Consider the following 17,523-nt stretch of genomic DNA (forward strand, 5'->3'; position numbering starts at 1 on the left):
GTCATGGTGGATCTGCTTCTTCGCCTGGCGCATTGCGTCCCTCGCAGCTGCCTTCCCGCCAAGCTAACCCTTCATCTTCATGTAAGTTCCCGCCCCTGCGGCAGTATTCGTTCCATCGGATACAGCTTTGCTGTCGCGAAAATTCTCGTGATCCGGAACACGCGAAACAAATGATGCAACCTCAGCCGTTCGCATAACTGTATTCCTCAAGCTCGACCTCCCAGATCAATTGATACAGTCGTTCCAACGGTGGAGCTCGCCAGGAACAAACCTTCTGCCAAGCTGTTTGTAGGGAACTGCCGGCGTGGGGGCCGGCAGGAGAATGCAGGGGTCCGATGAGCCGCAGGAAGCTTCGAGTTGGGATCGTCGGCGTGGGGAACTGCGCCTCCTCCTTCGTCCAGGGGTTGTCCTATTACGGCGAGGCCACGGCCAACGAACCGCCGCCGGGCCTCATGCACGTGGAACTCGGCGGCTATCACGTCGGGGACATCGAGCTCGCCTCGGCCTTCGACGTCCACGCCGGCAAGGTCGGCCGCGACCTGGGCGAGGCGGCGCTCGCCCCGCCGAACAACACCATGGTCTTCGCCAAACCCGGCAGGACGGGGGTGACGGTCGAGCGCGGCCCGACCTTGGACGGCATCGGCCAGTACCTCGCCGGAGACATCGAAGAGGCCGACGTCCCGCCCGTGGACGTCGCCGAGACGCTGAAGCGGACAGGCACCGAGATCCTGGTCTCGTACCTGCCCGTCGGCTCGCAGCGGGCGACGGAATACTACGCCGCCCAGGCGCTGGAGGCGGGCTGCGCCTTCGTCAACTGCATCCCGGTGTTCATCGCCTCGGACCCGGTGTGGGCGAAGCGGTTCGAAAAGCGCGGCGTGCCGATCATCGGCGACGACATCAAGAGCCAGGTCGGCGCCACCATCGTCCACCGGGTGCTCGCCAACCTGTTCCGGGAGCGCGGCGTGCGCATCGACCGGACCTATCAGCTCAACTTCGGCGGCAACTCCGACTTCAAGAACATGCTCGAGCGCGAGCGCCTGAGCTCGAAGAAGATCTCCAAGACCCAGGCCGTCACCAGCCAATTCGACGTGCCCCTCGACGCCGACGACGTCCACGTGGGGCCCAGCGATTTCGTCCCCTGGCTGACCGACCGCAAGTGGGCGCACATCCGCGTGGAGGGCACGACCTTCGGCGGCGCGCCGCTGAACGTCGAGCTGAAGCTGGAGGTGTGGGACAGCCCCAACTCGGCCGGCATCGTGATCGATGCGGTCCGCTGCGCCAAGCTCGGGCTGGACCGTCGGCTCGGCGGCCCTCTGCTCGGCCCGTCCAGCTACTTCATGAAGTCCCCGCCCGAGCAGTACACCGACAACGAGGCGCGCGAGCGGACGCTGCGGTTCATCGCGGGCGACGACCAGCCCCTGCCGACCCCCGTGGTCGCCCCCGGGGCCGCCAAGATGCGCGCGAAGGTGCAGCTGGCCTCCTGATGACGACGCTATCGAAAGACGAGATCCGGTCGCGGGCGCGGGCCCTTGGCCAATGGTTCCACAACATCGACCTGGACGGCGTGCCCACGGCGCCCGACCACTTCCTGAACGACTATCCGAACGTGAAGTGGCAGCGGTTCCGCCACGCCATCCCCGAGGACCTGTCGGGCAAGACGGTGCTCGATATCGGCTGCAACGCCGGCTTCTACTCGATCGAAATGAAGCGACGCGGCGCGGACCGGGTGGTGGGCGTCGACTTCGACGACCGCTATCTCGAGCAGGCCCGCTTCGCCGCCGAAGTAAAAGGCGCCGACATCGAGTTCCGCAAGCTGTCGGTCTACGACGTGGCCGAGCTGGGCGAGCGGTTCGACATCGTCCTCTTCATGGGGGTGCTCTACCACCTGCGCCATCCGCTGCTGGCCCTGGACCTGATCCACGACCACGTGGCCGGCGACCTCCTGATCTACCAGTCGATGCAGCGCGGCTCGCCCGAGGAGGCCCCGGTCCGCCGGGACTACGACTTCTTCGAGCAGGACCACTTCGACGCCGCCGGCTATCCGAAGCTGCACTTCATCGAGCACGAGTACGCCGGCGACTGGACCAACTGGTGGGCGCCCAACGCCGCCTGCTCGGCCGCCATGCTGCGCAGCGCCGGCTTCGAGATCCTCGAGCATCCGGAGGAGGAGGTGTTCGTCTGCCGGGTGACCGAACGGCCGAAGCCCTGGGGCGCCGTCTATCCGGCCCGGCCGCGAACCAACGGGAAGGGGCACGCGTGATCGAAGCCGCCAAGATCTGGAACGAGCCGAACAACAAGTCGCACTGGGACCCGAACCTCGACCCCGAGTGGGACCTGTTCGCGAACATGACGAGGCTCGCCGGCCAGGCCATCGCCGCCGAGAACGGCGGCCTCACGCGCGTCCTGGGCGGGATGTCGCCGATCGATCCGCACTTCCTGAAGCGGCTGGAAGCCCGCGGCGTGATGGACCACGTCGACGTGGTCGCCGTCCACGGGTTCCCGCTGGACTGGAACCTCTGGCAGATCGACGAGTGGCCGGCCAAGGTGGACGAGATCGCCGCCGTCACCGACAAGCCCGTCTGGATCACCGAGGTCGGCGTCTCCAGCTTCGGCTCGGAAGAGGTGCAGGCCTGGGGCGTGACGAAGACCGCCGAGCTCCTGGTGGGCAAGGTCCCGACGATCCACTGGTACTCGCTGTACGACCTGCCCAAGACCTGGGAGGCCACGACCCGGCACAAGGAGGCCGAGGGCTCGTCCTACTATCGGCACTTCCACATGGGCCTGCTGCGCGAGGACGGCTCGCCGAAGCCGTCGCTGGAGGCCTATGCGCCCCACGCGGCCGACATGGGCCTGTGCCAATGGTTCCACTTCGAGGATCACCGGCTGGACGAGGCGGTCGCCTGGATGAAGCGCCTGGGCGTGCGCAAGCTGCGCACCGGCCTCTCCTGGGCCGACAGCTTCCGGCCGGACGCCGACCGCTGGTTCGACCGGCAGATGGAGGCTCTGGCGGACTTCGACGTCACCGTCACCTTCTGCTTCACCCCCGAGCACCGCGGGATCGAGCCGCACCACACGAGCCCGCCGCAGGTCGCCGAGGAGTTCGCCGAGTTCTGTGCATCCATGGTTCGGCGCTATGCGCCCGCCACGGCCGGCCGGGCCGCCTTCGCGGCGGAGTGACGATGCAGGGCTTCTCGCCCAACTTCAGCTGGATCACCCATGACCTCGCGGTGGGCGGCGCCTTCCCGCGCGGCGCGGCGGCGATCCTGGCCAAGGACCACGGCGTCGGCGCGGTGGTGGACGTGCGGCTCGAGGACTGCGACGACCCGGACGAGCTCGCCGCCTGCGGCCTCAGCTTCCTGCACCTGCCGACCGTGGACCTCTGCGGTGTGAGCCAGCCCATGCTGGACGCCGGCGTCCGGTTCGCCCGGACCGTAGCGGCCGAGGGGCGGCGCCTGCTGGTCCACTGCCAGCACGGCATCGGCCGCTCGGCCACGGTCGCGCTCTGCGTGATGGTCGACCGGGGCTACGAGCCGCTCGATGCGCTGTCCGTCGCCAAGGACGCCCGGGCCCTCGTTTCGCCCAGCCAGGCGCAATACGAGGCCTGGACCGCCTGGATGCGCCGGCGCGCGCCCCAGGCCGCCATCCCCAGCTATCACGAGTTCGGCTGCATCGCTTACCGGCGCCTCGCCCAGCAGGCGTGAGATGCTGGTCTACGGCGACCACGTGCGGGCCGTCGACGTGGCGCGGACGCTTGCGGCTCCTGCGGGCGATCCCACGGCCGACTTCATCGCGCTCTCCGAGCTGGCCCAGGGCCTCCTGGACGCCGAGTTCGAGGCGCGCGGGTGCGACGACCTCACGCCCCTGCACGCCGCCGCCGTCGCCGACCTGAGAGCCCGCGCGGCCCGGATCGCCGCCGCCTGGGACGGGCGGCCCGCGCCGCCACCGCCCGTCGCCGCGCTGACGGGGCTCGCCCTGCCGCAGACCGTCAAGGCGAAGACCGCCGAGGGTCACGCCTTCTACGCGGTCTACCCCGAGGCCTACCTGGAAGCGGCGCGCGCGGTGGGATGGGCCGCCCCGCCGTTCGTGCTCGGCCTGCGCAGCATCGGCCTGGGCCTCGCGGCCATGGTGGCCGAGGGCGCAGGCGCCGCCGAGGTGGTCAGCCTGCGTCCGGTCGGCCCGCCGTTCCGGCGCGAGCTGCGGATCGCGCCGGGCCTGCGGGCGCGGCTGGCGGCGCACGCGGGCCCCTTCGCCGTGGTGGACGAGGGCCCCGGGCTTTCGGGCAGCTCCTTCGGCGCGGTCCTCGACCTGCTGGAGGGCCTGGGCGTCGGGCGCGAGCGGATCGTCGTCTTCCCCAGCCACGCGGGCGATCCGGGGCCCGAGGCCTCCGCCGCCCACCGGGCGCGCTGGGCCGGCCTGCGCAAGGCGGCCGTGGACTTCCCCGCGCTCGCGGCCCGGCGTCCCCTGCCGACGCGGTTCGAGGACGTGACCGGACCCGTTCACGCCGTGGAGGACCTCTCCGGCGGCGCCTGGCGGGCGGGACGTCCCCTCCCCGCCTTCCCCCGGCAGGAGCGGCTGAAGTTCAGGCTGCGCACCGCCTCGGGCGACTGGCTCGTCCGGTTCGCGGGGCTCGGCGCGGCGGGCGAGGCCAAGCTGGCGCGGGCCCGGGCCCTGCACGCCGCCGGGTGGGGTCCGGAGGCGGCGGCCCTGCGCTGGGGCTTCCTGCTGCTGCGCTGGGTGGACGGGGCGCCGGCGCGCCCCCGCCCCGACGAGCTGGCCGGCTATCTCGCCTTTCGCGCCTCGCTGGAGGGCGGCGCCGGGGCGTCCCTGGACGAGCTGGCCGACATGGTGCGCGTGAACGCTGGCGAGCTGGGGCTGGACGTCCGCGCGCAGGTCCCGGCCGTGACGCCGCGGCCGGTGCAGGTGGACGCTCGGCTGCACGCCTGGGAGTGGCTGAGGACGGCGGGCGGCCGGCTCCTCAAGACCGACGCCCTGGACCACGCCTGCGCGCACGACCTCGTCGGATGCCAGGACATCGCCTGGGACGTCGCGGGCGCGGCGGTCGAGCTGGGACTTTCGGAGCCGGAGGTCCGGGCGCTGGCGCAGGCCGCGGGGGCCGACATGCGGCTCGTGGCCTTCCACCGCCTCGCCTACCCGGCCTTCCAGGCGGGCCTGTGGACCTTCGCCGGCGAGACGGCCGAGGTCGCCCGCTACCGCGCAGCGCTCGACGGTGCGAGCCGGGCCGCGGCGTGAAAAAAAGGCCGCGCCGGTGAGGGCGCGGCCAAGTCATTAGGGAGGAAACGCCCAAAAGGGCGAGACCTTCATGCCTCTTTGCTGCACTGCACGCAAGTCACAAATTCAGCCCCACGTGAAATGATGCGTTACTCGACCCAGTCGTGGTGCAGCCGCCGCGCCGCCAGGACGAACAGCCCGGCGCTGACCAGATAGAAGCCGAGACCGGAATAGATCGCGTAACGTAGCGATTCCGCACCGAAATGCGGCGCGAGCGCATCCGAGACAGCGCCGAAGAACCAGGTCCCCAGCCCCAGACCGATCAGGTTGTTGACGAACAGGAAGCAGGCCGAGGCCGTCGAGCGTTCGGCGGGCGCGACAAGATGCTGCACCGCAGTAATCACCGGCCCCAGCCAGACCAGGTTGAGCCCGGTGGGGATGAGGAACAGGACGAAGGCCAGCCACAGGTTCTGGGCCTGGATGGCCAGGAAGAAGCAGGGCAGCGCCACGAGGAAGGCCGCCGCCGGCACCAGCAGGTAGAAGGCCGGGCGGGCCCGGCCCAGGCGGTCGCCCAGCCAGCCTCCGAGCCAGACCCCGGCGACGCCGCCGACGAGGGTCATCGAGCCCAGGAAGAGCGAGCGGTCCACGAGGTTCATGCCCAGGCTGCGCTCGAAGAACGACGGCAGCCAGAAGGCCACGCCGTAGCCGCAGACCGACGAGGCGGCCGCGCCCAGCGAGATGAGCCAGAACGCGGGCTTGGCGAGCAGCCGGCCGATGCCGCCGCGCGGTGGGGCGGCGCCGGCGGGGATGGGGGCCGCCGGCCCTTCCATGGCGCCCCGCGGCGGCTCCTTGACCACGAGGCGGAAGATCGGCGCCAGGGCGACCCCGGCGAGGCCGACCACGATGAAGGCCGCCCGCCAGTCGATGGCGTGGGCGATCAGGCCGCCGAACAGGATGCCGAGGGCCGAGCCGATCGGGATGCCGAACGAATAGGCCGCGAGCGCCCTCGCCCGCTGCTCCTTCGGGAAGTAGTCGGCGATCAGCGAATAGGCCGGGGCGACGCCGCCCGCCTCGCCCACGCCAACGCCCATGCGGCACAGGAACAGCTGCCAGAAGCCGCCGGCTAGGCCGCACAGGGCGGTGAATCCGCTCCACAGCGCCAGCGCCCCGGTCATGATCCAGGTCCGGCTCCAGCGGTCGGCCAGCCAGGCGATCGGAATGCCGAGCCCAGTGTAGAACAGCGCGAAGGCCAGGCCCCCCATCAGCCCGAGCTGGCTGTCGGTGAGCCCCAGCTCCTGCTTGATGGGCCCGGCGAGGATCCCGAGGATCTGCCGGTCGAGGAAGTTGAAGGTGTAGGCGAGGATCAGGATCGCGAGCACGACGATCCGGTAGCCGCCGCTGGCGGCGCGGGCGTCCTGGGCCATGGAGACTCCGGCGAAGGAAAACGCCCGGCTCGGGTGAGCCGGGCGTTGGCCGATACTAGAACTTCGCTTCGAGCGAGAGCGTCACGGTCCGCGGCGGGCCGTAGTAGGCCGTCACCGAGTTGCCGAACAGGCCGCCGGGGAAGTTGTAGCCGCCGATGCGGTACTCCTCGTCGGTCAGGTTCCGGCCGTGCAGGCCGACGCGGTACTTGTCGTCGGCCGAGGTCCACACCACGCTGGCGTCCACCAGCCAATAGCCGTCCTGGTCGAGGATCGAAGGCACCTCGAACATGTTGAACGACGAGCGGTAGGACGCCGAGGGAATGAACGCGATCGAGCCGTTGTCGCCGAGGTCGTGGGTGTAGGTGAGGTTCACCGACCCGTTCCAGTCGGGCGTGTTCTGGAACACGCGGCTGTCGGCGAAGTCCTCGGTCTGGCCGGTGGCCGGGTTGAAGGCCTGGTACTCGTCGAACTCGGCCTTGATGTAGCCGAGCGAGAAGTTGGCGGTCAGGCTGTCGGCGAGGACCGCCGAGCCTTCCACTTCCAGGCCGTACATGTGCGACTTGCCCACGTTCAGCACCTGGCTGGCGATCGACGTGCCGACGGGGGTCTGGATGGTGACCTGCTGGTCCTCGTACTTGGCGTAGAACACCGCGGTGTTCAGCGTCAGGCGACGGTCGAAGAAGTAGCCCTTCAGGCCGCCCTCGTACGACTGCACCTTCTCCGGCTGGTAGCCGTCGGCCGAGTCCGGCGTCAGGATCTGGTCGGCGCGCATGTCGAAGCCGCCCGATTTGAAGCCCTGGCTGTACGAGACGTAGCCGGTCAGGTCCGGGCTGATCTCGTAGCTGGCGCTCACCCGCGGGGTGAACTTCTCGTAGGTGTCGGAGCTGGTGAAGTTCGACCGGAGCAGGCCCGGGACGGCGAGATTGTTGCCGAACAGCGGGCTCTTCAGGCCGGTGAAGTTCTGGCGATAGACCTGGCCGGTCTTCTCGTCGCGGGTGTAGCGGCCGCCGACCGACAGCGACAGCTGCTCGGTCACGTCGTAGCTGACGTCGCCGAACACCGACCAGCTTTCGGTGTCCACGTGACCGGCCGTGGCGGTCGTGGTGTTGAGCTGGCCCAGCACCGTGTCGAAGGCGCCGGCGGCGGTGGCGTTCAGGTAGTAGACGCCGAACACGCCCTGCAGCCGGTCGCCCGAGTACAGCAGCTGCAGTTCCTGGGTGAACTGGTGGTCGTTGTAGCGGGCCGGAATGTCGAGGTACGGCGCCTGCTCGGCGTCGAAGTCGATGGTGCCCTCGGTTTCGCCGGCGCGGTAGGCGCTGATCGACTTCAGGGTGATCACGTCGTTGACGTTCCATTCGCCCAGGAACGAGACGCCGCGGGCTTCCACGAAGTTGTGGTCGCCCGAGCCGGCGCGGGTGTCATAGACGTCGTCCAGCACCTCGCCGCCCGGAACGGGCTGGCCGAGGACGTTCAGCGTCGGCAGCTCGCGGTGGCCGTGGCGGGGGTTGGAGCGGTCGGTGACGATGTCGCCCGCCAGGCGGAAGAACAGGTCCTCGGTCGGGGTGAACTCGAGGGTGGCCCGGGCGGCGGTCACGTCCTTGTCGTAGTGCTCGGCGCCCGTGACGATGTTCTTGCCGAAGCCGTCACGGTTGAAGCTGGCCCAGGTGAGGCCCACGCCGACGTAATCGTTCACCCGGCCCTTGGCCGAGGCGACGATGTCGCGCTGGTCGTACGAGCCGACCTGGCCCTTCAGCTTCAGCTCGGGCTCGCCCTCGATCTTGGCGGTGACGTACTTGATGGCGCCGCCGATGGTGTTGCGGCCGTAGAGCGTGCCCTGCGGCCCGCGCAGCACTTCCACCCGCTCGATGTCGAAGATGTCGAGCACCGCGCCCTGGGGACGGGCGATGTAGACGTCGTCGATGTAGAGGCCGACGCCCGGCTCGAAGCCCCACAGCGGATCCTGCTGGCCGACGCCGCGGATGAAGGAGATCAGGGTCGAGTTCGAGCCGCGGGCGACCTGCACGGTCGTGTTCGGCGTCGACTGCTGGAGCGTGGTCAGGTCCACGGCGCCGGTCGCGGCCAGGCGCTCGCCCGACAGCGCGGTCACGGCGACCGGGACGTCCTTCAGGCTCTCTTCGCGGCGCCGCGCAGTGACCACCAGCTCCTCGACCAGGCCGGGCTCTTCCGCGGCGACCTGGGCTTGGGCGAGAGCCGGAACGGCGGACCAGGCGGCGCCCGCGAAGAGGGCCGCCTTCACAAAGGCTTTCATCTGCATCCTCCCGATGACGCGGTTGCCGATCCCCCTCTGGGTCCGGTGGCGTCAGGCAATTTCACCAATAGGCGAATTAGCCGCAGTGTTGAGTGATCCGCGGGCGGCGCGCCAGAGGGCGGCGGACACCGCCTGACCGTTTTTTGATCAGGTGATGAATTTTTGTCACAGCACCGCTTGGCGGCCTTGCGGCCTACGGCTTGCGGCGGACGACCTCGCTGATTCCCGCGGCGCAGTAGGCGTAGAGCCGTGCGCGGACCGCCTCCAGGTCGGTCGAGCGGCACAGGCCGTCCGACAGCTGGTCGATGCGGCCGGTCTCGGACAGCGCCAGCATCATCGAGCCCGTGAGGAACTGGTAGCACCAGTAGAGGTCGCGGATCTCGGCGTCGGGCAGCGCCTGCTTCAGCGTGTCGATCAGCTTGTGCACCACGGGATCGAAGAACCGGTGCATCGTCTCGCCGCCCCAGGCGGGCGTGTTGTTCACCAGCGCCACGAGGCGGAAGTAGTTCGTCCAGCCCTCGTCGTTGGTCATCGACAGGTCCAGGAGCGGGCCGATGAAGGCCTCGATGACGCCCTCCACCTCCAGCCGCCCGGCGTTAGCCGCCTTGTAGGCGCGCATGGCCTCGAGGCGCGCGGTGTTGAGGATCTCGGCGCGGCGGGCGAAGACGCTGTCGAACAGCTCGCGCTTGGCGCCGAAGTAGTAGTGGATCAGGGCCGTGTCGACGCCGGCCTCGGACGCCACCTGGCGCACGGTCACGCCGTAGAAGCCGTGGCGCGAGAACAGGGCCTCGGCCGCGTCCAGGATGGACTCCCGCAGGTCCGGTCCCTGCCCCTTGGGCCGCCGTCCCCGCGCCGCCGCGCCCGATTTTCCGTCCGCCCGCGCCATCCGCTCCCGCCCAAGCCTCATCCGGCGCTAGGTCGCAGAAACCCGCCGGTCAAGCCCCCTGGCCAAGGTCCATAGGGGTAACGCGGTTCGCCGACGTTGACATGCCGCGCGGGGCGCACATGCTCGCCCGCTCAACGGGGGAAGCAAGGAATGTCGGCCGCCACGACGCCCGCGGGCGAGCGTCACCAGTCCATCGACGCCGTGCGCGGCTTCGCCGTGCTGGGCATCCTGCTGATGAACATCGTCGGCATGGGCCTGCCCTCGTTCGCCTACCTGGACCCCACCTACGCCGGCGGCGCCGAGGGCGCCGACCTGTGGACCTGGGCGGCCAGCAACGTCCTCGTCGACGGCAAGATGCGGGCGCTCTTCACCATGCTGTTCGGGGCCAGCGCCGTGCTGATCGCGGAGCGCGCAGCGCGCAGCGAGGGGGGCCTAGGCCCCGCCCAGACCCACTATCGCCGACTGTTCTGGCTGCTGCTGTTCGGCTTGGCGCACGCCTTCCTGGCCTGGTACGGCGACGTGCTGACCCTGTACGCGGTGGCGGGCCTGCTCATCTTCCCGTTCCGCAAGCTGCCCGCGCGGATGCAGATCGCCCTGGGCGCGGCGATCCTCCTGCTCCTGCTGACCAAGAACGTCTGGATGTCGGGCCAGATCGAGGCCCTGCGGGCCGCCGCGCTTGCGCCCGGCGCCGCCGCCGAGACCGTCCAGGCCTGGCGCGAGACCTCGATGACGATCTCGCCCCCGCCCGAGGCGAAGGCCGCGGAGATCGCCCTCTTCCAGGGGAGCTTCGCCGACGCGATCCAGGCGCGGGCGAACCTGCTGGGGCTGTTCTACGCCTTCCTGTTCCCGACCGAGATGCTGCCCGAGGCCGTGGGCCAGATGTTCGTCGGCATGGGCCTGTTCCGGCTGGGCTTCTTCACCCTGGGCTGGAGCGGCCGCGCCTACGGCGCCCTGATCGCCTTCGGCTACCTGGTCTGCGTCCCGGTCACGGCCTGGCTGGCGTGGCTGATCTGGAAGAGCGGGTTCGATCCCCTGACGCTGCACGAAATGCAGGTGTGGCAGCAGCTCACCCGCCCGTTCATCGGCCTGGCGCACGCCGCCGTGCTGCTGCTGGTCGTCCGGGCCGGCGTCGCACGCGGACTGGTCGGGCGGCTGGCCGACGCCGGCCGGATGGCGTTCAGCAACTATCTGATGAGCTCGGTCCTCACGAGCCTGGTGTTCTGCGGCTACGGCCTAGGCCTGTTCGGCGAGCTGTCGCGCTTCCAGCTCCTGGGCGTGGTCGCCGGGGTGTGGGCGTTCATGCTGGGATGGAGCACGCCGTGGCTGCGGCGCTTCCACTACGGCCCGTTCGAGTGGGCCTGGCGCTCGCTGGTGCAGTGGCGGCTGCAGCCGTTCACCCGCAGGCCGGCGGGAGCCGCCGCGGCCGCGGGATAGGTCGACCGGCCGCCTACGCCGTCACCTGCGGCCGCGGGCGACGAGGGCCTCAAGCCCCGGATCCGGCGTGTCGGACGGCCGCGCGCCGTAGGCGGCCGGGGCCGGCAGAACCTCTCCGAACAGCCGCCCCGCCACGGCGGCGGCGTCGAACGCCGGGCCGCTGTCGTCCTCGGCGCGGCGGACCGAGATCAGCGCCAGCACGTCCCGGCGGCTGGCGCCTCGCCCCTTGGTGGAGAGGCCCGGAACCGGCGCCGCCGTGAGCGAGCCGGTGCGCGTCTTGCGGCGGGTCAGCGAGCCGGTGGAGCCCACGACCACCGCCTTGCCGAAGGGCACACGGGCGGAGGCCTCGACCCGCGACTTGTCGGTCTGCAGGAGGCTCGCGCCGCGGCCGGCGTTGTTGACGCTCTGGCCGGTGATGTTCGACAGCTCCAGCGCCACCGTCAGGTCCACGTCGTGCTCCCCGATCCGCTCGGGCGTCACCTCGAGCGAGATGCCGACATCCCGCTCCACCGGATCGCTGTCGTCGGACAGCGGCACGATCAGCACCGAGCCCCCCTCCAGGAACTTCGACGTCTTGCCCTGCCGCGCGAGCACGACGGGGCTCGCCTCGAGCGAGACCCGCGAAAGGTCGCGGCTGGCCAGGTTCAGGGAATAGGTCACCGCCGGCAGGGTGACGGTCACCTGGCCGTCTGTCCCTTCATCCTCCCCGCCGTAGCTGTAGTTGACGAGGGTCCCCTCGAACTGCAGGGCCAGGCTCTCCAGCAGGTTGACGCCCTCGTTGAAGTTGGCGCTGCGCGTGTCGCGGATCAGGAACGCCTCGATGAGGATGTTGCGTTCCTCGTCGGCCGCGACGGGCGGCCGCGCAGCCGGCGCCGGCTGCGGGCGCCAGGCCTCGCCCCCGGCGAACGCCTGGCGAAGGAACGGCGCCTCGCCGCCGGCCGCCTCGGCCTGCCGGAAGGCGAGCCGGGCGAGCTCGGGCTCCTGCGCGCGGTAGGCCGCCAGCGCATAGGGCAGCGCCAGGTCGCCGAGGCCGCCACGCCGCTCGGCCGCTTCGGACAGCGCCGCCAGGGCCTCCCGGTATTCGCCCAGGCGGTAGTGCGCCGCCGCGAGCGCCGCCATCGGCTCCCACAGGTCGGGCGCCAGGCGGCCCGCTGTGCCGAAGGCGCTCTTGGCGAGCTCGACGTCGGCGCGCGTACGGCCGGCCCGCTCCATCAGCGCAAGGCCCGTGGTCAGGTGGGCGCGCGCGTTCAGCGGCTCGCGCCGGGCGGCGTCGAAGCCAGCCGGCTCGCCCGGGACGCCGGCCAGCGCCATCGACCGTTCGAGGCCCGGGGCGGCGCACCCGCCCATCGTCGCGGCGAGCGCCGCCAACGAGACGGCGAACGCGGCCGCCCGTCGGTCCCGCGCACTGTTGCGAGCAAATCCGTCCACCACCGTCCCCCGTGTCAGCCCAGCCGACGCGATAGTCAGCGGGACGGCTGAGGGACATCCCATGTTTATGGGACCGCCGTGGCTAGGAGACGGCTTCGCGCTCGGTCCCCTGCCCCGCCCCCTGCCCCACCCCCTGCCCCACCGGGGCGGCCGGCAGCCGCAGGACGACGCTGGTCTCGCCGTCGGACCGGCCGACGGTCAGGCTCGCTCCCAAGCGCTCGGCCCTGGCTTTCATGTTGCCGAGGCCGCGCCCGGCTCCCTCCGCCTCGAACGGCGCGTCCGCGAGCTCCTGCCCGTCGTCGCGCACGGCGACGACGACGCCGTCCTCGTCGGCGAAGACCTCGACCCGCACCCGCGTGGCGCGGGCGTGCTTGACCACGTTGGTGACCGCCTCCTGGACGATGCGCAGCACGTCGAGGGCCTGGGCCGGGCCCAGGGTCTCCAGCGCCGGCACGTCGCCGACGCGCCACTCCAGCGTCAGGCCCGAGGCGCGAAGCTGCGGTTCGGCGCGCTCGCGCCAGGCGCCGAGCACCAGCGACAGATCCCCGCCGTAGTCCTCCAGCGAGCCGATGATCAGCCGCATGTCGGTCAGGGCGGCGCGGGCGTGGCCGGCGATCTCGCGGTGCGACGGGTCCGGGCTGTCGGCCAGGGCCAGGATCGAAGCCAGCTCCCCGCCCAGCCCGTCGTGCAGGTCGCGCATCAGGCGCGCGCGCTCGCGCTCCACGGCCTCCGCCTCGCGGCGGGCGCGCAACTCCTCGAAGGTCTCGCGCAGCTGGGCCTCGACCTCGGCCACCCGCTCGCGCAGCACGTCCGCCGTCTCGTCCACCTTCCGCATGGCCCGGATGAAGCGCAGGGTCATCAGGGTGGCGACGGTCGCCAGGAAGCCCGTGTAGGCCACCCGCATCAGGAAGACCCGCGAGGGATCGGCGGTCGCCACCATCATCACGTCCCGCGCCAGGAACACGAGCACCATGACGAGGCCCAGCGAGACCAGCAGCGCGTCGCGGTCCCCGCGGAAGGCGGCGCGAAGCAGGATCAGGGTCGAGGCCGTGAAGTAGAGGGCGACCGTCGCCACCGCCGCCCGCAGGACCCAGAAGACGACTTCGGGCGGCGGCCAGGCGACGAAGATGGCGGTGAAGGCCAGCGGGGGGACGGCCAGCAGCCAGCTCCAGCGGCCCGGCCGCTGGCCGCTCAGGACCCGGCAGAACATCAGCGTCGCGGCCGCCTCCCAGCCGACCAGGACGTTCCAGAACGGGCGCTCCAGCGCGCCCAGGCCGAAGTCGGGAATCAGCACCGAGCCGCGCAGGGCCGCCAGCATCATGGCGGCCGCGAGCCAGCCGAACTCGGTCTCCCGCGGCCGCGCCACCCAGATCAGGCCGAACATGCAGGCCAGGGCGATCTCGGCGCCGACGGCCACCGTGGGCGCGACCGCCGCCGCGAACCACCGGGCGTGGTAGAACGGCCGCAGCTTGTCCCTCGGGCCGATGAAGATGCGGTCCAGGGCGATCGGCCGGCCCGGCCGCGCCGAGACCATGATCTTGAACTGGTTCGCTCCCGGCTCCAGCACCTCGGCCAGGTTGGGCACATAGGCCGGCAGGGTCGCGAACCTGAGGTCGCGCATCATGTACAGCTCGGCCATGGCGATGCGCCGCCCGTTCACCTGGATCGCCACCGCATCGGCGAAGGAGGGGATCAGGAGCGCCGCGTCCCGCGCCTCGTCCTTCGTGAGCCGCAGCTCGAAATCGCACTCCAGATGGCTGCGGTCGCCCGGGTTCGACCGCGTCGCGAACGGCAGATGAAAGATCTTGGCCTGGCCTTCGAACGCGTCGGGGACAACGCGCCGGCACTCCACGGTCTGGACCGCAAGGCTGTAGTCGGGCTCGCGCGAGGCGGTCAGCATGCTCGCCACGCCCAGCAGCGCCAGGACCGCGATCATCCAGCCGAGGGCGATCGCCTGGCGCCATGCCGCCGTCGAGGCGGACCCGCCGCTCAGATCCGGATCAGGCCGCACTGGACCGCCTCGTAGACCGCCTCGCCTCGGGTCGCGACCTGGAGCTTGCGATAGATGGCCTTGATGTGGCTGGGAACGGTGTGGCGCGAGAGGCCGAGCCGGTCGGCGATCTCGTTGTAGGTCAGTCCCTTGGCGATGCCCCAGAGGATGTCCAGCTCGCGCGGGGTCAGGTGGGGCGCCTCCTGCACGGGGGCGGGACGCGCGCCGCTTTCGGCGCGGGCGCGCTTGACGATGAACCGGGCGATCGAGGGGGAGATGGGCGAGCCTCCCGCCAGCACCTCGAGCGCGGTCGCATGGACGTCCTCGGGCAGCGCGTCCTTCAGGATGTAGCCCGAGGCGCCGGCCGCGATGGCCGCCAGGATGGTGGTCTCGTCGCCGAGGACCGAGATCACCAGGATCTCCACCTGCGGATAGCGTTCCCGCGCCTCGGCCAGCAGGTCGATGGCCAGGCCGTCGGGCAGCCGAATGTCGGCGACGATCAGGTCGAAGGCGCGCGCCTCCAGGAGCCTGCGCCCCTCGGCGAGGGTCGCCGCGGTCGAGACCGCGCAGTCGCCCGGCTCGGACAGGGCCGCCGCCAGACGCTCGCGGATCGCCCGCTCGTCCTCCACCAGGAGCACCTGATGGGTCCTGCCGCCTCCAGCCCCCGCGCCGACGCCCATTCCGGCCCCGGCCGCCCCGGCGCCCACTGCCTCGTCCCCCGCCATGGCGCAAGCTTAGCCGCAGCCGGCGGGCTCGGGCCACCCCATGAATATGGGACCATGGTCATGGGATACTGGCGGGACGCTGCCTGGCGCATGTCCTTCGCCGCCCCGATCCGGGGGACCGCAGGATATCGAGGTACGACATGCGCATCCTATTCATGGCCGGGGCCGCCGCGGCCGTGCTCGTCACCACGCCCGCCACGGCGAAGGAGCTGCACTGCAACGTCCGCAAGGACATCGTCGACCAGATCGACGGCAAGGAGCTCAAGCTGATCAATGAGAAGTACAACATCAAGGTCAAGGACACGTACACGAAGAAGAAGGACCGGGTGACGAGCAACGACTACAACAAGTTCGTCCACATCAAGTTCGGGGAAGAACTGTCTAAGGACTACTGGACCAACGTGCAGATCCGCCCGCGCACCAGCGGCGAATGCCTCAACAGGATCACCGGAAGCGACAGGCGGTACGGGGACGTCGACATGTGGTCCGGCGCCTACTGCGACACCCGGCAGCACAAGCGCGCCGGGAAGCTTGGAATGGAGCCGACCGCCACGCCCGACAGGCTCTGGGTGGCCGTGGGCAAGGCGTTCACGACCACGAAGATCAGCCACTTCGCGAGCTTCTGGGATGACACTCACGACGGGTTCGTCCTCGTGGGCGTCTGCGTCGAGAACAAATAGCGCCCCTCACGCCGCCTCGACGGCGCGCGGGTCTGCGGCGGAGGCGCATCAGCCCACCGACGCAGACCCGGTCCCATGATCGGGGCGCCATCTTCATGGGATACAGTCCGGCCGCGGCCCGGCGCATGTCCTCATCCCACCCCGATCCGGGGGGACGCACATCGAGGTACGACATGCGCATCATCGTCACCGCCGCGGCCGCCGCCGCGCTCCTGGCCGCCGCGCCCGCTGCCGCCAAGGAGATGCACTGCAACGTCGATCGGGACATCGCCGGCCAGATCGACGGCAAGGTGGTCAAGCACCACGGCACGACCTACCGGCTGAAGGTCAAGGACAAGTTCAAGGGGACGCCCGACGGCGTGTCCACCCGGGACTACAACCGGTTCGTCAACGTCAAGTTCGGAACGGAGAAGTCACCGCTGCACGACCCCAACATCAACGCGCGCGTCCGGCCACGCCGTGGGGACGAGTGCCTCAACCGCATCGAAGCGATCCACCCCGACCAGGTCGTTCCGCTCTGGGAGGGCGCGCACTGCAACACCAAGCAGCACAAGAAGGCCGAAGCGGTTTGGCTGGTTCCGATCGGGGAGCCGATCTTCTGGGGCGTCGGCGCCGCCCGCACCACCACGAAGGTCAGCCATTTCGCCACCCTGTATGTGAAGCAGGACGATGGCTACCACCTGAGCGGCGCCTGCGTGGAGAACAGGTAGCCGCGCAAGGCCCGGACGCCGGGGCGGCCAAGGCTGCCCCCGGCGCGCCGCCCCCGCCATCCCATGAACGGGGGACCATGGTCATGGGATACCCGCAATCGGCCGAGCGGCGCATTTCCTCGCCCACCCCGATCCGGGGGGAACGCACACACCGAGGTACGACATGCGCATCATCTTCACCGCCGCGGCCGCCGCGGCCCTCATGATCGGCACGCCCGCCCTGGCCAAGGACATGCACTGCAACGTCAACAAGGACTTCGCGCCGATGATCGACGGCAAGGAGGTCAAGTCGGGCGGCACGACCTACAAGTTCAAGGTCAAGGACACGTTCAAGGGCGTTCCCGACAGCGTGTCGACCAGCGACTACAACGGCTTCGTCAACATCAAGTTCGGCGCCGAGCGGACGACGAGCAAGTCGGTGAACGTCCAGGTCCGCCCACGCAAGTCGAGCGAATGCCTGAACGGCGTCTACGACGACAACAAGAAGCAGATCTGGGGCGGCGCCTACTGCGACACCAGCAACCACAAGAAGGCGTCCAGCCTGACCCTTCGGAAGTCGGACTCGAACCCGGCGCTGTACATCGCCGCCGGCGCCGCGACGACCACCTCGAAGCAGAACCACCTCATGGGGCTCTACACGCTCCAGGGCTCGGAGTACGTGCTCTCCGGCGCCTGCGTCGAGAACAAGTAGCCCCACGCCTCGCCCGCCCCCGCGGGGCGGGCGAGGCTCTCCGGCGCGAGCGCCAAG

The 17,523-nt window shown here is 70.4% G+C and carries 15 protein-coding genes; 9 read left to right on the forward strand and 6 right to left on the reverse strand.

The features are described 5' to 3' along the window. The first annotated feature begins 335 nt into the window (after nucleotides 1-335). The 5 genes from PHZ_RS11475 to PHZ_RS11495 are packed head-to-tail and all read left to right on the forward strand — an operon-like array spanning nucleotide 336 to nucleotide 5,250. Nucleotides 336-1,484 carry an inositol-3-phosphate synthase gene (locus tag PHZ_RS11475; RefSeq protein WP_012522643.1) on the forward strand — a complete coding sequence of 383 codons (1,149 nt, stop codon included), beginning with the start codon at nucleotides 336-338 and terminating at the stop codon, nucleotides 1,482-1,484. Then, a complete protein-coding gene (locus tag PHZ_RS11480) occupies nucleotides 1,484-2,260 on the forward strand; it encodes a TIGR04290 family methyltransferase (RefSeq protein ID WP_012522644.1) in 777 nt (258 codons plus the stop codon). The genes PHZ_RS11475 and PHZ_RS11480 overlap by 1 nt, the downstream gene beginning before the upstream one ends. Next, nucleotides 2,257-3,177: a glycoside hydrolase 5 family protein gene (locus PHZ_RS11485; protein ID WP_012522645.1), complete on the forward strand. Its 921-nt coding sequence runs from the start codon at nucleotides 2,257-2,259 to the stop codon at nucleotides 3,175-3,177. The genes PHZ_RS11480 and PHZ_RS11485 overlap by 4 nt, the downstream gene beginning before the upstream one ends. Before the next feature lie 2 nt (nucleotides 3,178-3,179). Beyond that, nucleotides 3,180-3,701: a protein-tyrosine phosphatase family protein gene (locus PHZ_RS11490; protein WP_012522646.1), complete on the forward strand. Its 522-nt coding sequence runs from the start codon at nucleotides 3,180-3,182 to the stop codon at nucleotides 3,699-3,701. Between the two features lies 1 nt (nucleotide 3,702). Then, nucleotides 3,703-5,250 carry a hypothetical protein gene (locus PHZ_RS11495; protein ID WP_012522647.1) on the forward strand — a complete coding sequence of 516 codons (1,548 nt, stop codon included), beginning with the start codon at nucleotides 3,703-3,705 and terminating at the stop codon, nucleotides 5,248-5,250. A gap of 128 nt (nucleotides 5,251-5,378) precedes the next feature. Here PHZ_RS11495 and PHZ_RS11500 read toward each other — a convergent pair whose 3' ends face one another. From PHZ_RS11500 to PHZ_RS11510, 3 genes are all read right to left on the reverse strand, one after another. Further along, on the reverse strand, nucleotides 5,379-6,653 hold the full coding sequence (locus PHZ_RS11500) for a spinster family MFS transporter (RefSeq protein WP_012522648.1): 1,275 nt from the start codon (nucleotides 6,651-6,653) through the stop codon (nucleotides 5,379-5,381). Between the two features lie 55 nt (nucleotides 6,654-6,708). Further along, entirely contained in the window at nucleotides 6,709-8,922 is a 2,214-nt protein-coding gene (locus tag PHZ_RS11505; RefSeq protein WP_012522649.1) for a TonB-dependent receptor, read from the reverse strand. 193 nt (nucleotides 8,923-9,115) lie between these two features. Further along, nucleotides 9,116-9,808 carry a TetR/AcrR family transcriptional regulator gene (locus tag PHZ_RS11510; RefSeq protein WP_012522650.1) on the reverse strand — a complete coding sequence of 231 codons (693 nt, stop codon included), beginning with the start codon at nucleotides 9,806-9,808 and terminating at the stop codon, nucleotides 9,116-9,118. A 150-nt stretch (nucleotides 9,809-9,958) separates the two neighbouring features. Here PHZ_RS11510 and PHZ_RS11515 point away from each other — a divergent pair, with 150 nt between their 5' ends. Next, the gene (locus PHZ_RS11515) at nucleotides 9,959-11,242 is read left to right on the forward strand and encodes a DUF418 domain-containing protein (protein WP_012522651.1); all 1,284 of its coding nucleotides are present in this window, start codon (nucleotides 9,959-9,961) and stop codon (nucleotides 11,240-11,242) included. Between the two features lie 21 nt (nucleotides 11,243-11,263). Here the strand turns inward: PHZ_RS11515 and PHZ_RS11520 are convergent, their stop codons facing one another. The 3 genes from PHZ_RS11520 to PHZ_RS11530 form a co-directional block, all read right to left on the reverse strand. Next, nucleotides 11,264-12,610 carry a type II and III secretion system protein gene (locus PHZ_RS11520; protein WP_236611820.1) on the reverse strand — a complete coding sequence of 449 codons (1,347 nt, stop codon included), beginning with the start codon at nucleotides 12,608-12,610 and terminating at the stop codon, nucleotides 11,264-11,266. A gap of 142 nt (nucleotides 12,611-12,752) precedes the next feature. Then, a complete protein-coding gene (locus PHZ_RS11525) occupies nucleotides 12,753-14,681 on the reverse strand; it encodes a sensor histidine kinase (protein WP_083770899.1) in 1,929 nt (642 codons plus the stop codon). Beyond that, nucleotides 14,660-15,385, reverse strand: a complete 726-nt coding sequence (locus tag PHZ_RS11530; RefSeq protein WP_201765239.1) for a response regulator — start codon at nucleotides 15,383-15,385, stop codon at nucleotides 14,660-14,662. The genes PHZ_RS11525 and PHZ_RS11530 overlap by 22 nt, the downstream gene beginning before the upstream one ends. 140 nt (nucleotides 15,386-15,525) lie before the next feature. Between PHZ_RS11530 and PHZ_RS11535 the strand changes: the two genes are divergently transcribed. The 3 genes from PHZ_RS11535 to PHZ_RS11545 all read left to right on the forward strand — a co-directional run bounded on the left by PHZ_RS11535 (nucleotide 15,526) and on the right by PHZ_RS11545 (nucleotide 17,466). Further along, nucleotides 15,526-16,065, forward strand: a complete 540-nt coding sequence (locus tag PHZ_RS11535; RefSeq protein ID WP_041373457.1) for a hypothetical protein — start codon at nucleotides 15,526-15,528, stop codon at nucleotides 16,063-16,065. Between the two features lie 173 nt (nucleotides 16,066-16,238). Continuing rightward, on the forward strand, nucleotides 16,239-16,775 hold the full coding sequence (locus PHZ_RS11540) for a hypothetical protein (protein ID WP_041373458.1): 537 nt from the start codon (nucleotides 16,239-16,241) through the stop codon (nucleotides 16,773-16,775). Between the two features lie 163 nt (nucleotides 16,776-16,938). Next, entirely contained in the window at nucleotides 16,939-17,466 is a 528-nt protein-coding gene (locus PHZ_RS11545) for a hypothetical protein (RefSeq protein WP_041373459.1), read from the forward strand. Nucleotides 17,467-17,523: the final 57 nt, after the last annotated feature.

The organism is Phenylobacterium zucineum HLK1 (assembly GCF_000017265.1).
In the GTDB taxonomy this organism is placed as follows: Bacteria; Pseudomonadota; Alphaproteobacteria; order Caulobacterales; family Caulobacteraceae; genus Phenylobacterium; species Phenylobacterium zucineum.

Excerpts from the sequence above, each read along its gene's own strand:
- PHZ_RS11475 (WP_012522643.1), top strand. The coding sequence starts at position 336 with ATGAGCCGCAGGAAGCTTCGAGTTGGGATCGTCGGCGTGGGGAACTGC.
- PHZ_RS11480 (WP_012522644.1), top strand. The coding sequence starts at position 1,484 with ATGACGACGCTATCGAAAGACGAGATCCGGTCGCGGGCGCGGGCCCTT.
- PHZ_RS11490 (WP_012522646.1), top strand. The coding sequence starts at position 3,180 with ATGCAGGGCTTCTCGCCCAACTTCAGCTGGATCACCCATGACCTCGCG.
- PHZ_RS11495 (WP_012522647.1), top strand. The coding sequence starts at position 3,703 with ATGCTGGTCTACGGCGACCACGTGCGGGCCGTCGACGTGGCGCGGACG.
- PHZ_RS11500 (WP_012522648.1), bottom strand. The coding sequence starts at position 6,653 with ATGGCCCAGGACGCCCGCGCCGCCAGCGGCGGCTACCGGATCGTCGTG.
- PHZ_RS11505 (WP_012522649.1), bottom strand. The coding sequence starts at position 8,922 with ATGAAAGCCTTTGTGAAGGCGGCCCTCTTCGCGGGCGCCGCCTGGTCC.
- PHZ_RS11510 (WP_012522650.1), bottom strand. The coding sequence starts at position 9,808 with ATGGCGCGGGCGGACGGAAAATCGGGCGCGGCGGCGCGGGGACGGCGG.
- PHZ_RS11515 (WP_012522651.1), top strand. The coding sequence starts at position 9,959 with ATGTCGGCCGCCACGACGCCCGCGGGCGAGCGTCACCAGTCCATCGAC.
- PHZ_RS11530 (WP_201765239.1), bottom strand. The coding sequence starts at position 15,385 with ATGGCGGGGGACGAGGCAGTGGGCGCCGGGGCGGCCGGGGCCGGAATG.
- PHZ_RS11535 (WP_041373457.1), top strand. The coding sequence starts at position 15,526 with ATGCGCATCCTATTCATGGCCGGGGCCGCCGCGGCCGTGCTCGTCACC.
- PHZ_RS11540 (WP_041373458.1), top strand. The coding sequence starts at position 16,239 with ATGCGCATCATCGTCACCGCCGCGGCCGCCGCCGCGCTCCTGGCCGCC.
- PHZ_RS11545 (WP_041373459.1), top strand. The coding sequence starts at position 16,939 with ATGCGCATCATCTTCACCGCCGCGGCCGCCGCGGCCCTCATGATCGGC.